18 protein-coding genes are annotated in these 16,114 nt (G+C 72.7%); 10 read left to right on the top strand and 8 right to left on the bottom strand.

Annotated elements, in window-relative coordinates:
- The 5 genes from CHF15_RS36985 to CHF15_RS44175 form a co-directional block, all read left to right on the top strand.
- Positions 1–638, top strand: a 638-nt coding sequence (locus CHF15_RS36985; RefSeq protein WP_179280125.1) for a flavodoxin-dependent (E)-4-hydroxy-3-methylbut-2-enyl-diphosphate synthase, incomplete at its 5' end; no start/stop codon positions are given.
- A gap of 37 nt (positions 639–675) precedes the next feature.
- Entirely contained in the window at positions 676–2,601 is a 1,926-nt protein-coding gene (dxs, locus tag CHF15_RS36980; protein WP_089228319.1) for a 1-deoxy-D-xylulose-5-phosphate synthase, read from the top strand.
- Entirely contained in the window at positions 2,582–3,985 is a 1,404-nt protein-coding gene (locus CHF15_RS36975) for an aspartate aminotransferase family protein (RefSeq protein WP_089228318.1), read from the top strand. Before dxs ends, CHF15_RS36975 begins: the two co-directional genes overlap by 20 nt.
- Positions 3,986–4,067: 82 nt before the next feature.
- Entirely contained in the window at positions 4,068–4,685 is a 618-nt protein-coding gene (locus tag CHF15_RS36970; RefSeq protein ID WP_089228317.1) for a helix-turn-helix domain-containing protein, read from the top strand.
- A 14-nt stretch (positions 4,686–4,699) separates the two neighbouring features.
- The gene (locus tag CHF15_RS44175) at positions 4,700–4,825 is read left to right on the top strand and encodes a DUF6126 family protein (protein WP_018561021.1); all 126 of its coding nucleotides are present in this window, start codon (positions 4,700–4,702) and stop codon (positions 4,823–4,825) included.
- A gap of 20 nt (positions 4,826–4,845) precedes the next feature.
- Here the strand turns inward: CHF15_RS44175 and CHF15_RS36965 are convergent, their stop codons facing one another.
- Positions 4,846–5,670 carry a tyrosine-protein phosphatase gene (locus CHF15_RS36965; RefSeq protein WP_179280124.1) on the bottom strand — a complete coding sequence of 275 codons (825 nt, stop codon included), beginning with the start codon at positions 5,668–5,670 and terminating at the stop codon, positions 4,846–4,848.
- A 245-nt stretch (positions 5,671–5,915) separates the two neighbouring features.
- Between CHF15_RS36965 and CHF15_RS36960 the strand changes: the two genes are divergently transcribed.
- Entirely contained in the window at positions 5,916–6,707 is a 792-nt protein-coding gene (locus tag CHF15_RS36960) for an SGNH/GDSL hydrolase family protein (protein ID WP_089228315.1), read from the top strand.
- A 40-nt stretch (positions 6,708–6,747) separates the two neighbouring features.
- Here the strand turns inward: CHF15_RS36960 and CHF15_RS36955 are convergent, their stop codons facing one another.
- Entirely contained in the window at positions 6,748–7,128 is a 381-nt protein-coding gene (locus tag CHF15_RS36955; protein ID WP_089228314.1) for an ATP-binding protein, read from the bottom strand.
- Positions 7,129–7,343: 215 nt separating this feature from the next.
- On the opposite strand from CHF15_RS36955, the gene CHF15_RS36950 reads away from it, so the two are divergent.
- From CHF15_RS36950 to CHF15_RS36940, 3 genes are all read left to right on the top strand, one after another.
- Positions 7,344–8,210 carry a helix-turn-helix domain-containing protein gene (locus CHF15_RS36950; protein ID WP_089228313.1) on the top strand — a complete coding sequence of 289 codons (867 nt, stop codon included), beginning with the start codon at positions 7,344–7,346 and terminating at the stop codon, positions 8,208–8,210.
- A gap of 2 nt (positions 8,211–8,212) precedes the next feature.
- A complete protein-coding gene (locus CHF15_RS36945) occupies positions 8,213–8,449 on the top strand; it encodes a DUF397 domain-containing protein (protein WP_089228312.1) in 237 nt (78 codons plus the stop codon).
- An 80-nt stretch (positions 8,450–8,529) separates the two neighbouring features.
- Positions 8,530–9,336, top strand: a complete 807-nt coding sequence (locus tag CHF15_RS36940) for an SAM-dependent methyltransferase (RefSeq protein WP_089228311.1) — start codon at positions 8,530–8,532, stop codon at positions 9,334–9,336.
- A gap of 46 nt (positions 9,337–9,382) precedes the next feature.
- Here CHF15_RS36940 and CHF15_RS36935 read toward each other — a convergent pair whose 3' ends face one another.
- Genes CHF15_RS36935 through CHF15_RS36910 form a run of 6 tightly spaced genes read right to left on the bottom strand, consistent with a single transcriptional unit; the run spans position 9,383 to position 15,539 of the window.
- Positions 9,383–10,273 carry an STM4011 family radical SAM protein gene (locus tag CHF15_RS36935; protein ID WP_089228310.1) on the bottom strand — a complete coding sequence of 297 codons (891 nt, stop codon included), beginning with the start codon at positions 10,271–10,273 and terminating at the stop codon, positions 9,383–9,385.
- 11 nt (positions 10,274–10,284) lie between these two features.
- Positions 10,285–11,664 carry an STM4012 family radical SAM protein gene (locus CHF15_RS36930; protein WP_089228309.1) on the bottom strand — a complete coding sequence of 460 codons (1,380 nt, stop codon included), beginning with the start codon at positions 11,662–11,664 and terminating at the stop codon, positions 10,285–10,287.
- Positions 11,661–12,470, bottom strand: a complete 810-nt coding sequence (locus CHF15_RS36925) for an STM4013/SEN3800 family hydrolase (RefSeq protein ID WP_089228308.1) — start codon at positions 12,468–12,470, stop codon at positions 11,661–11,663. The genes CHF15_RS36930 and CHF15_RS36925 overlap by 4 nt, the downstream gene beginning before the upstream one ends.
- A gap of 1 nt (position 12,471) precedes the next feature.
- A complete protein-coding gene (locus CHF15_RS36920) occupies positions 12,472–13,629 on the bottom strand; it encodes an STM4014 family protein (RefSeq protein ID WP_089228307.1) in 1,158 nt (385 codons plus the stop codon).
- Positions 13,610–14,575 (bottom strand): STM4015 family protein, encoded by a 966-nt coding sequence (locus CHF15_RS36915; RefSeq protein ID WP_089228306.1) that lies wholly within the window; start codon positions 14,573–14,575, stop codon positions 13,610–13,612. The genes CHF15_RS36920 and CHF15_RS36915 overlap by 20 nt, the downstream gene beginning before the upstream one ends.
- 7 nt (positions 14,576–14,582) lie before the next feature.
- A complete protein-coding gene (locus CHF15_RS36910) occupies positions 14,583–15,539 on the bottom strand; it encodes an STM4015 family protein (protein WP_089228305.1) in 957 nt (318 codons plus the stop codon).
- Positions 15,540–15,775: 236 nt separating this feature from the next.
- Here CHF15_RS36910 and CHF15_RS36905 point away from each other — a divergent pair, with 236 nt between their 5' ends.
- Positions 15,776–16,102, top strand: coding sequence for a hypothetical protein (locus CHF15_RS36905; protein WP_089228304.1), 327 nt, complete (start codon positions 15,776–15,778; stop codon positions 16,100–16,102).
- Positions 16,103–16,114: the final 12 nt, after the last annotated feature.

The following is a 16,114-nucleotide window of genomic DNA, read 5'->3' as shown; positions in this document are numbered from 1 at the left end:
GGGAGTGCTCGCTGTTCGAGGAGCACGGCTTCCGGGACATCAAGATCTCGGTGAAGCACAACGACCCGGTGGTGATGGTCAACGCGTACCGGCTGCTGGCGGCGCAGTGCGACTATCCGCTGCACCTGGGTGTGACCGAGGCGGGTCCGGCGTTCCAGGGGACGATCAAGTCGGCGGTGGCGTTCGGTGCGCTGCTGAGCGAGGGGATCGGTGACACGATCCGGGTGTCGTTGTCGGCGCCTCCGGCGGAGGAGGTCAAGGTCGGCATCCAGATCCTGGAGTCGCTGAACCTGCGGCAGCGGCGGCTGGAGATCGTGTCGTGTCCGTCGTGCGGGCGTGCGCAGGTGGATGTGTACAAGCTGGCGGACCAGGTGACGGCGGGGCTGGAGGGCATGGAGGTTCCGCTGCGGGTCGCGGTGATGGGCTGTGTCGTCAACGGCCCCGGTGAGGCGCGCGAGGCGGACCTGGGGGTGGCCTCGGGCAACGGCAAGGGGCAGATCTTCGTCAAGGGCGAGGTCATCAAGACCGTGCCGGAGTCGAAGATCGTGGAGACCCTCATCGAGGAGGCCATGAAGCTCGCCGAGCGCATGCAGGCCGACGGAGTGCCGTCAGGAGAACCCCAGATCAGTGTGAGCTAAAGCGAAACAATCCCCAGTAGGGGAGCGAGGTGGGAAAGTGTCGCTGCTCGAGAACATCCGTGGTCCGCGCGACCTGAAGGCCCTTCCGCCGGAGCGGCTGGGCGAACTCGCAGTGGAGATCCGTGAATTCCTGGTCCAAGCGGTGGCCAGGACCGGGGGGCACCTGGGACCCAATCTGGGCGTGGTCGAACTGGCGGTCGCCCTGCACCGGGTCTTCGACTCGCCGGCCGACCGCATCCTGTGGGACACGGGTCACCAGTCCTACGTCCACAAGATCCTGACCGGCCGTCAGGACTTCTCCAAACTGCGCCGCAAGGGGGGCCTGTCCGGCTACCCCTCGCGTGCCGAGTCCGAGCACGACGTCATCGAGAACAGCCACGCCTCCACGGTGCTCGGCTGGGCCGACGGCCTCGCCAAGGCCAACCAGGTGCTCGGCCGGCAGGACCACGTCGTGGCCGTCATCGGCGACGGCGCGCTCACCGGCGGCATGGCCTGGGAGGCGCTGAACAACATCGCCGCCGCCAAGGACCGCCCCCTGATCATCGTCGTCAACGACAACGAGCGCTCCTACGCGCCCACCATCGGCGGCCTCGCCAACCACCTGGCCACCCTGCGCACCACGGACGGCTACGAGCGCTTCCTGGCCTGGGGCAAGCAGGTGCTCCAGCAGACACCCGTCGTCGGCAAGCCGCTGTACGAGTCCCTGCACGGCGCCAAGAAGGGCTTCAAGGACGCCTTCGCCCCACAGGGCATGTTCGAGGACCTGGGCCTGAAGTACCTCGGCCCGATCGACGGACACGACGTCGCCGCGGTCGAGTCCGCGCTGCGCCGGGCCCGGCGCTTCCACGGTCCCGTCCTCGTCCACTGCCTCACCGAGAAGGGCCGCGGCTACGCCTTCGCCGAGCGCGACGAGGCGGACCGCTTCCACGCGGTGGGCGCCATGGACCCGCTCACCTGCGAACCGCTCACCCCGTCGAGCGGGCCGAAGTGGACCTCGGTCTTCGGCAACGAGATGGTCCGGATCGGCGCCGAGCGCCCCGAGGTCGTGGCGATCACGGCGGCCATGCTGCAGCCGGTCGGGCTGGAGAAGTTCGCCAAGGCCTTCCCGCGCCGCGTGTACGACGTAGGGATCGCCGAGCAGCACGCGGCGGTCTCCGCGGCGGGCCTGGCGACCGGTGGACTGCACCCGGTGGTCGCCGTGTACGCGACCTTCCTCAACCGCGCCTTCGACCAGGTCCTGATGGACGTCGCCCTGCACAAGTGCGGTGTCACCTTCGTGCTGGACCGGGCCGGCGTCACCGGCGACGACGGCGCCTCGCACAACGGCATGTGGGACATGTCGATCCTCCAGGTCGTCCCCGGCCTGCGGATCGCCGCGCCGCGCGACGCCGACCAGTTGCGCGCCCAGCTCCGCGAGGCGATCGACGTCGACGACGCGCCCACCGTCGTCCGCTTCCCCAAGGAGACCGTCGGCGAGGCCCTGCCGGCCATCGACCGGATCGGCGGCATGGACGTGCTGCACCGCGGCGACCGGCCGGACGTGCTGATGATCTCCGTCGGCGCCCTCGGCTCGGTCTCCTTGGCCGCGGCAGCCCTGCTGCGCGAACGCGGCGTCGGCGTCACGGTCGTCGACCCGCGCTGGGTGAAGCCGCTCGACGCGGAGCTGCCCGCGCTCGCCGCGCGGCACCGCATGGTGGCCGTCATCGAGGACAACGGCCGTGCCGGGGGCGTCGGTTCGGCCGTCGCGCAGGCCCTGCGCGACGCGGAGACCGATGTGCCGGTCCGCGACTTCGGGATCCCGCAGCAGTTCCTGGCGCACGCCAAGCGCGGCGAGGTGCTCGCCGACATCGGGCTCACCCCCGCCGAGATCGCCGGGCGGATCGGGGCCACCCTGGCCCGTCTCACGGCGGACGAGCAGCACCCGGACGAGAGGCACCGAAGCGATGACACCGCCCGATCCTGAGCCCAAGGGGTTCGACCTGGCGACCCTGCTGGCCGAGCGCGGAGCCGAGCGCTACGACCTGCACGCCAGGTACCTCAACCACCAGTTGCCGCGCATGCTGCACACCATCGGCTTCGACAAGGTCTACGAGCGGGCCGAGGGCGCGTACTTCTGGGACGAGGAGGGCCGGGACCACCTCGACATGCTCGCCGGCTTCGGGGTGATGGGCCTGGGCCGCCACCACCCCGTCGTCCGCAAGGCGCTGCACGACGTCCTGGACGCCGGGCTGGCGGACCTCACCCGCTTCGACTGCCAGCCGCTGCCGGGCCTGCTCGCCGAGAAACTGCTGTCGTACGCGCCGGGCCTGGACCGGGTGTTCTTCGGCAACAGCGGCACCGAGGCGGTCGAGACGGCCCTGAAGTTCGCCCGCTACGCCACCGGCCGGCCCCGCGTGCTCTACTGCGACCACGCCTTCCACGGGCTGACCACGGGCTCGCTGTCCGTCAACGGCGAGGGCGGCTTCCGGGAGGGCTTCGACCCGCTGCTCCCCGACACCGCCGTGCCCCTGGGCGACCTGGCGGCCCTGGAGCGGGAGCTGGCCAAGGGCGACGTGGCCGCGCTGATCGTCGAGCCGATCCAGGGCAAGGGCGTGCACGCCGCGCCGCCCGGTTACCTGCGGGCGGCGCAGGAGCTGCTGCGCCGGCACAAGGCGCTGTTCGTCGCCGACGAGGTGCAGACCGGCCTCGGCCGCACCGGCGACTTCTTCGCCTACCAGCACGAAGAGGGCGTCGAGCCGGACCTGGTGTGCGTGGCCAAGGCGCTGTCGGGCGGCTATGTGCCGGTGGGCGCCACCCTCGGCAAGGACTGGATCTTCAAGAAGGTCTACTCGTCCATGGACCGGGTGCTGGTGCACTCCGCGAGCTTCGGCTCCAACGCCCAGGCCATGGCGGCGGGGCTGGCCACCCTCGCGGTGATGGAGGACGAGAAGGTCGTCGCCAACGCTCGGGCCACCGGGAACCTGCTCCGCGACCGCCTCGCGGCCCTCGTCGACCGATACGAGCTGCTGCACGAGGTCCGCGGCAGGGGCCTGATGATCGGCATCGAGTTCGGCCGGCCCAAGTCGCTGGGGCTGCGCAGCCGCTGGACGATGCTGCAGGCTGCGCGCAAGGGGCTGTTCGCGCAGATGGTGGTCGTGCCGCTGCTGCAGCGGCACCGTATCCTCACCCAGGTCTCCGGGGACCACCTGGAGGTGATCAAGCTGATCCCTCCGCTGATCATCGGCGAGCGCGAGGTGGACCGCTTCGTGGACGCCTTCACCGCCGTGATGGACGACGCACACGGCGGCGGTGGCCTGATGTGGGAGTTCGGCCGGACACTGGTGAAGCAGGCGGTCGCCCACCGCTGACCCGGGCCGTCGCCCGGCCCACGGTTCTTGCCTCTGAGGCAAAACTTTTGCCTCAGAGGCGAATCGTGTCTATACCTGAGGCATGACCTCACCATCCGCGGACGAGGCGCCCCTGCCGGACGTCGCCCCCCAGCTGCGCGCGCTGCGCCGCCGGGGCGGGCTGACGCTGGAGGCGGCCGCCGCCCGCGCCGGGCTCTCGCCCGCGCACCTGTCCCGGCTGGAGACCGGCCAGCGGCAGCCCTCGCTTCCCATGCTGCTCGCGCTCGCCCGCACCTACGGCACCACGGTGTCCGACCTGCTCGGCGAGACCTCCCCGGAGCGCGAGCCGGTCGTCCGCGGCGGTTCCGTGCCGCCCGCGGAGGCCGGCGGCTGGACGTACTGGCCGGCCGGGAACCCCGGGCGGGCCATGCAGGCGCTGCGGCTGCACGTGCCCCCCGGCCCCCAGGAGGGGCTGGTCCGCGTCCACGCCGGCGAGGAGTGGCTGTACGTCCTCGAGGGCGAGCTGCGGCTCACCCTCGGCGAGGCCGTGCACCGGCTGGCGCCCGGCGACAGCGCCCACTTCGACTCGCTCACCCCGCACCGCATCGCCGCGGCCTCGCCGAACGGTGTCGATCTGCTGTTCGTCCACACGCTGCTGCGGAGTTCCGTCGCGGAGCTGTGCCTGGGCGACAGTCGTTCCCCGCGCCCCCACGGCGCATGACGAGAGGACTGACCGTGTCCGCCGACTCCCGCGACAAGGCCCCCATGGGCTTCAAGGTGCGCGCCTTCATCTACCTGGTGGGGGTCCACGTCATCGCCGCGTTCTTCTTCCTGATCTTCCACCTGGCCGGGGCCAAGTAGGGCGGCCCCGGGAGAGCGGGTCAGGCCGGCTGCGCGCCGTCCAGGAAGAGCGCGCGCAGCCGCTCGCGGCGCGCGGGCGTGAGGCCGAGACCCTGCTCCAGGTAGCGGTCCACCGAGCCCCAGTGCTCCTCGATGGTGTCGAAGGCGGTCTCCAGGTACTCCTTGCGCGCGTCGAAGAGGGGGCCGAGCAGCTCCATGACCTCGGGGGTGCTCGCCGGCTCCGCGTCGTCGCCGCGCCTGATGCGGTAACGGCGGTGGGCCTCGTTGCTCTTGAGGTAGTCCTCCACGATCGCGTCGCGCTCGACCCCGAGGGCGAGAAGGATGACGGCGATCGAGGTGCCGGCCCGGTCCTTGCCCGCGGCGCAGTGCAGCAGCGCCGGCACCGACTCGTCCTCGGCGAGCAGTTCCAGCATGCGGGCGTGCTCGGCGGTGCGGTCCAGGACGATACGGCGGTACGCCTCCACCATGCGCGCGGCGGCGCGGCCCTCGCCGAGGATCTCGCGCAGCGCGGCGATGCCGCCGTCGCGGACCGTCGTCCAGAACTCGGCGCCCTGGGCGGGGTCGCTCAGCGGCATGTTCACGTTGCGAACGCCGGGCAGCTCGACGTCCGGGCCCTCCAGCCTCATGTCGGAGGCGTTGCGGAAGTCGAAGACCGTGTGCAGTCCGAGGGAGGAGAGGAATCCGGCGTCCTCGGCGGTGGCGTGCGCCAGGTGGCCGCTGCGGAAGAGCCGTCCGTACCGCACGCGGCGGCCGTCGGTCGTCGGGAGGCCGCCCACGTCGCGGAAGTTGCGCACCCCGGACAGCTCGGGTTCCGACGGGGCGGTCTGCGGCGTCTGCTCGGTCACCGGCGCTCCTTCGCTCAGGGGCCGGGCGGTGCGGGTCACCGGCGGCCGGACCACTCCCGACCTTACGGCACCCCGGCCGGGCCCGTACCGGGTGGTATGTGATTGCGGAAGGGGGTCGTCCCGGCGCCGGCGGAAGGCCGTCTTATTCCGTTTCCGGTGGATCCGGCCGGGTGGGATAGATCACCCCCCGTCAACCCCTGGTTACGGTGGCGTAAGTCACTTGAGGAGGTGAAGTATGTGCTGCCGTGCCAGACGATTCGAGAACAGACAACAGCGACGCCATCGGGTCGTACGCAGCCGTGGGGGACAGCTTCACGGAAGGTGTGGGCGATCCGGGTCCCGACGGGACGTTCATCGGCTGGGCCGACCGGCTGGCGGTCCTCCTCTCCGACCGCCGCCCCGAGCACGACTTCCGGTACGCCAACCTCGCGGTGCGCGGCCGCCTCCTCGACCAGATCGTCGAGGAGCAGGTGCCGAGGGCCGTGGAACTCGCGCCCGACCTCGTGACCTTCTGTGCGGGCGGCAACGACATCCTCCGTCCCGGCAGCGACCCGGACGACGTCGCCGAGCGCTACGAGGCGGCGGTCGCCCGCCTCACCGCGACCGTCGGCACCGTCGTGCTGTGCACGGGCTTCGACACCCGGGGCATTCCCGTGCTGCGGCATCTGCGCGGCAAGATCGCCACCTACACGGCCCATGTGCGTGCCATCGCCGACCGGTACGACTCCCCGGTGCTGGACCTGTGGTCGCTCCGTTCGGTCCAGGACCGCAGGGCCTGGGACGCCGACCGCCTCCACCTGTCGCCCGAGGGGCACACCAGGGTCGCCCTGCGCGCCGCGCAGGTGCTGGGCCTCGAGGTGCCTGCCGACCCCGACCAGGCGTGGCCGCCGGAGAGGTTCCGCGCGCCCGCCGAGATCCGGCGGGACAACATCCAGTGGGCCCGCGAGTACCTCGTGCCCTGGATCGGCCGGAGGCTGCGCGGGGAGTCCTCCGGCGACAACGTGGAACCCAAGCGTCCGGACCTGCTGCCGCTGTAGGCGGCGGGCGGGTCCCGGTGCGTGCCCCGCCGGGCTGACGTCAGAAGGACGGCGGCCCGTCGCCGAGTTCGGCCCACACGACACGGCCGCCGCCGTCGTCGGTGGGCCGCACTCCCCAGGCCTGCGAGAGCGCGCCCACCAGCAGCAGACCGCGTCCGCCCTCCTCGTCCACGCCCGCCGCCCGCGGCCGGGGCGCAGTCGGCGCGCGCCCCTGGTCGCTGACTTCGAGCCGCAGCCGGGTGCCGTCGTACCGCATCCCGCAGGTGATGAACTCACTGCCGGTGTGCATGACGGCGTTGGTGAAGAGCTCGGAAACGATCATCTCCGCGTCGTCGCGCAGTCCCTCGTCCGTCTCCCACTCCCGCAGCCGTGCCCGCACGCGATGGCGTGCGTCGGCGACCGAGGACCCGTGGGCGGGCAAACGGAACAGGTCCTGGCAGCGACGGGCGTCGAGGGTGCCACGGCGCTCTAACCGCAGAGCGTCTGGTGAGGAGGCCACGTCACCAACTATGCGGTCCCGTTCGAACCGTTGGCAAGATGCGATCTGTAATTTACAGAACGGCCGGTGCGCACTGTCGGTTTTCGATGACGGCATGACACACTGCTTGGAGCAGAGGGGAGTTGGGGAAGTTGGTCGTGACGGACGCACGGTCGGCCGGTGCTCCCACCGTCCTCCGGGTGGTGCTCGGCAAACGGCTCCAGGACCTGCGCGAGAAGGCGGGGCTCTCCTTCGAGGACGCCGGCCGGGCCCTCGACGTCACCCACGCCACGATCCGCCGCATGGAGAAGGCCGAGGTCGGCCTGAAGATCCCCTACGTCGAGAAGCTCCTGCGCACCTACGGGGTCACCGACCCGGCGGAGCTCGAGGAGTTCCTCGCGCTCGCCCGGGAGGCCAACCAGCCCGGCTGGTGGCACCGCTACCGCGACGTCCTGCCCGACTGGTTCAGCGCCTTCGTGAGCCTGGAGGGCGAGGCCGGCGTCATCCGCGCCTACGAGCCGCACTACGTCCCCGGACTGCTGCAGACCGAGGACTACGCGCGCGAGGTGCTGCGGGCGGGGAACCCCGGCGCCGGCGACGCGGAGGTCGAACGCGGGGTCGCGCTGCGCATGGAACGCCAGGCGCTGCTCACCCGGGAGGACGCGCCGCTGGTCTGGATCGTCATGGACGAGACGGTTCTGCGAAGACCCATCGGGCGTCCGGCGGTCATGCGGGCCCAGATCGCCAGGCTGATCGACTCCTGCGCGCTGCCCAACGTACGACTGCAGATCATGCCGTTCACGGCCGGACCGCACCCCGCCATGTACGGCCCGTTCCACATCTTCCGGTTCCAGACGCACGACCTCCCGGACGTCGTCTACTCCGAAAGCCTGGTCGGGGCCGTCTACTTCGACGACCGCGACGACGTCTCGACCTTCCTGGAGGCCCTGGACCGGATGTGCGCACAAGCCGCGCCGACCCAGAGCACCGAGCGGATCCTCGGTGGCATCCACAAGGAGACATGACCATGGAGCGGATCTACAACGGCATGCCCGCCGGGGAACTCGCCGACGAGGGCTGGCGCAAGCCGTGGAGCGGGGGCAACGGCGGCTCGTGCGTCGAAGCCCTCAGGATGGACGACGGCCGGGTGGCGTTACGGCAGTCCGCCGACCCGGACGGGCCCTGCCTGATCTACACCGGCAGCGAGATGATGTCGTTCATCCAGGGCGCCAAGGCCGGCCAGGCCGACTTCCTGCTGCCGTGAGCGGCGGGACGGAACGGAAGACCACCGACCGCACCGACCTGGACCCGCAAGGGCCACCGGAATCCGAACGGAGCAGGGCGTTGACCGACAAGGGCTTCCCCGCGGAGGAGATCGACACCAGCCGGCCGCACCCGGCCCGGATGTACGACTACTACCTCGGCGGCAAGGACAACTACGAGGCCGACCGTGAGGCGGCCGAGATGGTGATCCACATGACCCCCGACGCGCGCCCCAGCGCGCGCGCCAACCGGGACTTCATGCAGCGCGCGGTGCGTTACGCGGCGGGACAGGGCATCCGGCAGTTCGTCGACATCGGCACCGGCATCCCCACCTCGCCCAACACCCACGAGGTCGCCCGCTCCGTCGTCCCCGAGGCCCGGGTCGCCTACGTCGACAACGACCCGATCGTCGCCGCCCACGCCGGCGCGCGGCTCACCAACACCGGCAACGCCGGTTTCTTCCTCGGCGACGTCCGCGAGCCCGAGACCATCCTGGAACACGCCACGATCCGGGAGCTGATCGACTTCGACGAGCCCGTCGCCCTGATGCTCGTCGCGCTCCTGCACTTCGTCCGCGACGACGAGGACCCGGCCGGGATCGTGCGCACCCTCACCAAGAACCTCCCGGCCGGCAGCCTGCTGATCCTCAGCCACGGCACCACCGACTTCCACCGGGACGTCGACGCCGACGCCGGTGAGGCGTACAAGAACGCCACCTCCACCCTCACCCTGCGCGGCAAGCCGGAGATCGAGCCCTTCTTCGAGGGGTTCTCCCTCGTCGAACCGGGCCTGGTGCAGGTACCGCTGTGGCGCCCGGACGGCCCGCTCGTCCAGGAGGGCGAGAACGTCCGCATCGCCTTCTGGGGAGGAGTCGGCCGCAAGGGCTGACACCGCCGGGGCGGGCGCGCCGGGGACTGGCGCGCCGGGCCGACCGCTACGAGGAGGCCGGCGTCAGCAGCCGCAGCGGTGTCCGCCCGGGCGGTGGCGCGGCGGGGATCCGCTCCAGGACCCCGCCCGCGAACACGTCGTACAACGGCAGCGTCTCCAGGTGGACGTAGCCGATGTGGCAGTCGCAGACGGCCAGCGGGCACGCGCGCGGGCGCAGCGCCGCGCGGTAGGAGCCGTCGTAGAGGTTGCCCAGCTCCTCGCGGACGAAGTGGCAGCGGCGCACCGTGCCTTCGCCGTCCACCGAGACGACCGACTCGCCCGTGCGGCACGGCAGGCCCGCGCTGCGGTGCGGATGCCGGCTGTACGGGAAGAGCGGGTCCAGCGCGGTCCACCGCGCCGCCTCGGCGTCGGTGTACGTATGGCCCTCGGCGGCGTTGACCCACAGGTAGACGTGGTCCGGGAGGTCGTCCCGCAGCCGGCGGGCCTGCTCCAGGTGCTCCGGCAGGCCGACGACTCCCACGCTGTGGCGGATTCCGCGCTCCGCGAGGTCGCGGCACTTGGCCAGGAAGCGGTCGTAGGGCGTCTGGCCGGGGTGGAAGGTGCACCACAGGGCGATGGTGTCCGGGTCCGCCTCGTCCAGCCACTGCGTGCGGCCGCTCAGGTTGGTCTGGATCGCCACCCGGCGGACGTGCGGCAGCCGGCTCAGCTCCGCCAGGGCGCGCCGGTACCAGGAGCGGACCAGGCCCTCGCCCCACGGGGTGAACAGCAGGGAGAGCCGGTCCCCGGTCTGCTCGGACGCCCAGCCGGCGAAGCGCTCCAGGGCGGAGCGGTCGGCGGTCAGCTGGGCGCGGCTGTCACGGCGCTTGGCGAAGGGGCAGTACGGGCAGTCGTAGTCGCACGAGGCGAGAGGTCCGCGATAGAGGATCGTCAGGTCCATGGCGTGGGCGCTCACTTGGGCTCGTAGGCGGCCATGCGCCGGCGCACGGCGGCGGAGAACAGCTCGGGACCGGCCGCGTCGGAGTGGGCCAGGCCCTCGGGCGACAGCCGCAGCACGTCCGTGCCCGCCGACGCGTCCAGCCAGCCCCGGTCCGAAAAGCGCTCCAGCTCCTCGGCGAAGTCCTCTCCCGGCGCCGAGCCGAACCGGGCCCGGTACTCCGCGACGGACAGGCCCTCGGCCTGCAGCAGGGACTGCAGCAGATGACGGCGGCGGGCCTCCTCGTCGTCCATCGCCCAGCCGTAGTCGGCGTGAGCGAACTCCCGCGTGGTGCGCTGTGTGTAGGCGTCGATGATGCCGCGGATGCGGTGCATGTCGACGGCGTAGTCGAAGGAGTAGTGCAGCGTGGAGGTGTACGAGCGGGCCCCGCAGCCGAGGCCCACCATGCCGTCGGTCTGGCAGGCGTAGTCGCCGCCGCCGCCGGCCGGGGCGTCGGTACGGCGGAACATGCGCATCGACACCTGCTCGTAGCCGTGCGCCAGCAGATGGTCGCGGCCGTGGCGGTACAGCCGCAGCCGCTGCTCGTCCCACGTCTCCTCGCCCCGCTCGGCGTCGGCCGCGTGCCGGCCGAGCCCGGTGAGCGGGCGGACGTACAGGGGGTACAGGTAGAGCTCCTCGGGGCGCCAGGCGAGCGCGGCGTCGAGGGACTCCGTCCAGGACCGCTCGGTCTGGCCGTCGATGCCGTAGATCAGGTCGATGTTGAGGACGGGGATGCCCGCCTCCCGGATCCTGCCCAGCGCCGCCTCGACGTCGCCCCGCCGCTGGGGGCGGACGGCGGCGCGCGCCTCGGCCTCCACGAAGCTCTGCACCCCCAGGCTCAGCCGGGTCGTGCCGCGCTCCGCCAGCACCGACAGCCGGTCGGCGGTCGCGGTGGCCGGGGAGGCCTCCACGGACAGCGGGATCGCCCGCAGGTCGGCCCCCAGGCCGTGTTCGGCGAGGTCGCAGAGCCGCTCCAGCTCGGCGGCCTCCAGGTATGTCGGAGTGCCGCCGCCGAAGGCCGCGTTGGCGAACCGCGCGCCCTCGCCCAGCGCCTCCCGCACCGCCGCGGCCTGGCGCTCGAGAGCGTCCAGGTAGGCGGTGGCCAGGTCGCCGGGCGCCCCGATCCTGGTGAAGAGGTTGCAGAAGCCGCAGCGGACCTCGCAGAACGGGATGTGGAAGTAGAGGGACAGCGCGTCCTTCGGCTCGTCCGCCCACAGATCGCGCAGCCGGGCCCCCTCGCGGGGCAGCGCGCGGTAGGCCGTCTTGTGCGGGTACGCGTACACGTAGTGCCGGTACGGGCGCACGGCGGCCGTGGCCGGGGGCGTCGGGGAGAGCGTCACATCGGTGAGGGTCATCGGGCGGCCCCGTCGAGGAGGAAGTGGGCGTAGGGCACCGTCCACACGACCTCGTGGCCGATGCGGTGGCCGGTGTGGCCGTCCTCGCCGTACGCCGTGCCGTGGTCGGAGCAGACGACGGCAAGGCACGGGCGGCGGCTGGAGGCGGCGGCGAAGAGCCTGCCGGTGTGGCGGTCGACGTACTCCAGGGCGGCGGCATGGGTGGCGCGGGAGTCGCCCGCCTCCCTGGTGGCGCCCGGCAGGTGGAACCAGTTGGGCTGGTGCAGTGCGGACACGTTCACGAAGAGGAACAGCCTTTGCTCCGGCGGCAGGGCGGCGACGACCTCCTCGGCGCGGGCCACCTGCGCCTCGAAGGAGGTGGGGGAGGGCACGCCGAACTCCGGCTCCCAGTGGCTCTCCTGGAAGAGCCCGGGCAGCACCGAGCCCAGCGGCGCCTGCTTGTTGAAGAAGCCGACGCCGCCGATGCACACCGTGCGGTAGCCGGCCGCGGCCAGCCCCGACACCAGATCGGGGGTGTCGTACACGAAGGTGCCGTCCGCGGTGCTCTCGCTGCCGGCGAAGCGCGCCGCGAACAGCCGGGGGTGGGGGCCCGGCGCCGTGGGCGTGGGCAGGAAGCCCGCGAAGATCGCCTGGTGGGAGGCGTAGGTGAAGCTGCCGGGCGCGTGCCGGCGCTCCCAGCGGCCGCCGGGCAGATGGCGGGCCAGATGGGGGATACGGCCGGCCGCGGCCAGCTCCTCGGCCACGTCGTGGCGGAGGGTGTCCAGCGTGACCAGCAGGATGTCGTGGCTGCCCACGATCCGGTTCATGTCAAACGATGGCGTCATGGTGGTGCTCCTCGCGTCGCGCGCGTTCCATCGCGGCCGGTACGGCGGCGACCTGGGCGGCGTAGGTGTCCAGGCCCTCGGCGCCGCTGCCCGGGAGGCCGGTGAGCCGGGGCAGCAGATCCCCGAAGGCGTTGACCTCGCCGACGGCGAAGCGGCGCCAGGCGGTCGCGGGCAGGACGTCCACGCCGACGCAGAGCGTGCCGGGGAAGCAGGCGGCCGCCCGTTCCGCGGTCGCCAGCACGTCGCAGAGGTCGCCGCCCGCGGCGCGGATCGCCGCGCGGGCCGTGTCCAGGTCACCGCGGGTGCCGCCGAGGTGCAGGTTCGTCATCGGGTGCCGGCTGGTGCGGACGACGGCGTGGGTGGCGCGGCCGGCGACCACCACCACCCGCAGGTCGGCCGCCCGGCCGTGCAGCGACGCCTTGGGCAGCCAGCGCTCGACGTGCAGCCCGTCCGGGGCCAGCGCGTCGACGAGGGCGGCGACCTCCGGTTCCGTGCGGTACTCGCGCACCCGCAGCGAGTTGAACAGGCGCCCGTCGGCGGTGGTCTCCACCGAGGTCGTGGCCTTGACCCGTCCGGGACCCGCCGTCGCCAGCGCCACCACCCCGGAGGCGGAGGAGCCGTGCGCGGGTTTGAGGAAGGCCCGGGGCATCCGGGCGGCGCGCAGGCGTTCCTTGAGCTCGTCCCAGCCGCGTACCGGCGGCCCGTCGGGTGCGGGCGGCACCGGGACGCCCGCGGCGGCGAGCCGGGCGTGGCAGCGCCGCTTGTCGAACAGGACGGCGATCTCCCCGGCGTCCGACGACGGCACCGCACCGGCGCGGCGGGCCGCCTCGGTCACCTCGCGCACCGCGGCGGTGAAACGGCGGTGCCACAGCGCGGTGCCCTCGACCCGGGCCGGGTCGTCGGCGCCTCGCAGCAGCCGGTCGACCCCGGCGTCCTCGCCGGGGGAGTCGACGCGCACGAACTCGCCGGGCGCGAAGGCGTACCGTCCGCGCAGCACGTCGCGCCACGCCAGCACGCGGGGCTCGGGATGCTCCGCGGCACGCACCGCGTCGGCGAAGAGGGCCGTCCTGCGGTTGCCGGGGTTGCCGACGACGGCGATGCGGAGCGCACCGCCGGTGCCGCTATTCGGAGACGGCGACATAGCGCCACTCCTCGTCCCGCCAGCGGTGCGGCTCGCAGTGCTCCGACAGGTCCACCTCGGTGCCCGCCGAGCCCACGGCCGCGCGCAGCCGCTCGGTCACGGCGCCGCTCATGAAGTGGTGGTGCAGGTCGAGCCGCTTGAGGTGGGTGAGCGGCTGGCCGCCCAGCAGGGCCTCGGCGCCGGTGTCGGTGAGCGTGCCCATGGACAGGCTCAGCGTCTCCAGTTGCGCGACGACGGGCGCCGAGGCCACAGCCGCCGCGATCTCGTCCTGCAGTTCGCTGTCCTGCAGGCCGAGGTGGCGCAGGGCGGGGAAGCGGCCGCCGGCGAGGATTGGCGCGAGGTCGGCGACCGTGGCGTCCCCGCCGTACTGCTGCACGCCGAGCCACAGCTCCAGCCGCTCCAGCGCGGGCAGTTCGCAGGCGGCGACCGCCCGTACGACCGGCCCGGGCAGCCCGCCGGACTCGAAGCGCAGCACGCGCAGCGCCTCGTGGCGGACGGGGCGCAGCGACAGCGGCTCCTCGCCCAGCCCCTGCGAGTCGCCGCCGCGGACGCCGAACTCCTCCAGCAGCGGGAAGCGTTCGAGGACGGGCGTGACGTCGGTCAGCTGCAGCCAGGAGACCTCGCACTCCTCGCCGGTCACGTCGGCGAGGAACAGGGCGCGCAGCGCGGGGAAGCGCTCCGCGTCCGCGAGCACCAGGTCCAGTACGGGACGCAGCTCGCAGTACTCGTCGTCCCACCAGGGCCCGAGGACCAGGGCGCGCACCCGGGTGGTGTCGACCGCGGCGGTGAAGTGGCCCCACACCTCGGGGAAGGGGATGTCGCCGGCCTCGAAGCAGTCCAGCCGCCAGGCCACGGCGTCGGGCTCGGGCAGCCCGGCCGTCCCGGCCTCGGGCAGTGTGTGCACGCGCAGCCCGTGGAAGGTCTGCAGGTGGTGTGCGACGGTCATGACGGCATCACTCCGCGACGGCGGTGTAGCGGTGGATCTCGCCGTCCCACTCGTCCTCGTCGCCCGGGTCCGAGAGGTCGACCTCGACGCCCGAGGGCTCGAGGGCGGCCCGCACACGTTCGGCGACCGGCTCGGTGACGAAGTTGTGGTGGAGGTCGAGCCAGTTCAGGTGGGTCAGCGGCTGGCCGGCGAGCAGGGCGGTCACGCCCTCGTCGGTGAGCACGCCCAGGGACAGGTCGAGCGAGGAGAGCTGGGCGACGACGGGGGCCGCGGCGACGGCGGCGGCGATCTCGTCCTGGATCTCGCTGTTGCGCAGGCCGAGGTGGCGCAGGGCGGGGAAGCGGCCGCCGGCCAGGACCGGCGCGAGGTCGGCGACCGTCGCGTCCCCTCCGTACTCCTCCACGCCGAGCCACAGCTCCAGGTGCTCCAGCGCGGGGAGTTCGCTCGCGGCGACACCGCGGACGGCCTCGCCGGGAAGACCGCCCGCCTCGAAGCGGAGCGTGCGCAGGCGCTGGTGGCGGGTCGCGGGGAAGCGCAGTCCCGAGCCGCCGCGGACCCCCAGCACCTCCAGCCGCGGGTAGGCCTCGAGCACCGGTGTCACGTCGGACTGCTCGATCCAGGAGATCTCGGCCTCCTCCATCTCCAGGTCGCCGATGAACACGGCTTCCAGGGCGGTCAGCCGCTCCCGGGCCTCCACGAGCCGCCCCACGACGACGCCGGAGTCGTTGTCGTACGGCTCTCCCCACTGCCCCACGACCAGGGCCCGCACCCCGGCGGGCTCCACCGTCTCCAGGAAGCGGTCCCACATCTGCGCGAAGGTCTCCTTCGCCTTGTCCTCCCAGGGGTTGACGGCCAGCCGCCACGCCACCGCGCCGGGCGCCGGGAGCTCCTGCCGCGCGTCGGGCGCGGGGAAGTCGAAGGCCGGCAGGCCGTTCAGTTCCTGCAGATGTTCGACGTAGGACATCGGTGGTCTCCCGAGGTGGACGGACGCGGTGCTGTGGGTGGTGCCTTGGATGCGGTGCCGCTGTGGAGCCGGTGGTGCGTCGAGCCGGTGGTGCCTTGCCCGCGAAGAGTTCTACCAAGCCGCTCCGACAGCGGCTGCCGCGGGCTGTGCACAGGCGGTCCGGGGACGTTGTCACACCCCCCGCGTAGCGTCGTGGACATCGGGTCGGCGGGTGCCGACGGCGAAGGGAGACACGCATGTACCGGCAGGGGGACGTCCTGATCGTGCCCGTCGCGGAGGCGGCCGTGCCGCCGGGCACGGACCGGCTGCCGCGGCAGCCGAGGGACGCGCGGGGCAGGCTCGTGCTGGCCCTCGGCGAGGTGACGGGACACGCCCACGCGGTGGTCGGACCGGGGACGCTGGTGCGCGAGGCGGGGCCTTTCGGGGCGGCGTACCTCCATCTCCCCGACGGCGGACGGGTGGTGCACGAGGAGCACGCCGCGATACCGCTGCCCAAGGGCTGGTACCGGGTGGTGCGGCAGCGCGAGTACGCGCCCGGCGCGGTGCGCGTCGTGGCGGACTGACGAGAACGGGGG

It is taken from the genome of Actinacidiphila glaucinigra (genome assembly GCF_900188405.1).
Taxonomy (GTDB): Bacteria; Actinomycetota; Actinomycetes; order Streptomycetales; family Streptomycetaceae; genus Actinacidiphila; species Actinacidiphila glaucinigra.
The sequence above is the reverse complement of the archived record's forward strand: the minus strand, read 5'-3'. Positions and strand labels throughout refer to the sequence as shown.

What these genes read in the sequence shown, in the direction of transcription:
- CHF15_RS36975 (WP_089228318.1), top strand. Translation starts at nt 2,582, where the DNA reads ATGACACCGCCCGATCCTGAGCCCAAGGGGTTCGACCTGGCGACCCTG.
- CHF15_RS36945 (WP_089228312.1), top strand. Translation starts at nt 8,213, where the DNA reads ATGGAGCGGATCTACAACGGCATGCCCGCCGGGGAACTCGCCGACGAG.
- CHF15_RS36930 (WP_089228309.1), bottom strand. Translation starts at nt 11,664, where the DNA reads ATGACCCTCACCGATGTGACGCTCTCCCCGACGCCCCCGGCCACGGCC.
- CHF15_RS36925 (WP_089228308.1), bottom strand. Translation starts at nt 12,470, where the DNA reads ATGAACCGGATCGTGGGCAGCCACGACATCCTGCTGGTCACGCTGGAC.
- CHF15_RS36915 (WP_089228306.1), bottom strand. Translation starts at nt 14,575, where the DNA reads ATGACCGTCGCACACCACCTGCAGACCTTCCACGGGCTGCGCGTGCAC.
- CHF15_RS36905 (WP_089228304.1), top strand. Translation starts at nt 15,776, where the DNA reads ATGTACCGGCAGGGGGACGTCCTGATCGTGCCCGTCGCGGAGGCGGCC.
- CHF15_RS36935 (WP_089228310.1), bottom strand. Translation starts at nt 10,273, where the DNA reads ATGGACCTGACGATCCTCTATCGCGGACCTCTCGCCTCGTGCGACTAC.
- CHF15_RS36910 (WP_089228305.1), bottom strand. Translation starts at nt 15,539, where the DNA reads ATGTCCTACGTCGAACATCTGCAGGAACTGAACGGCCTGCCGGCCTTC.
- CHF15_RS36920 (WP_089228307.1), bottom strand. Translation starts at nt 13,629, where the DNA reads ATGTCGCCGTCTCCGAATAGCGGCACCGGCGGTGCGCTCCGCATCGCC.
- CHF15_RS36970 (WP_089228317.1), top strand. Translation starts at nt 4,068, where the DNA reads ATGACCTCACCATCCGCGGACGAGGCGCCCCTGCCGGACGTCGCCCCC.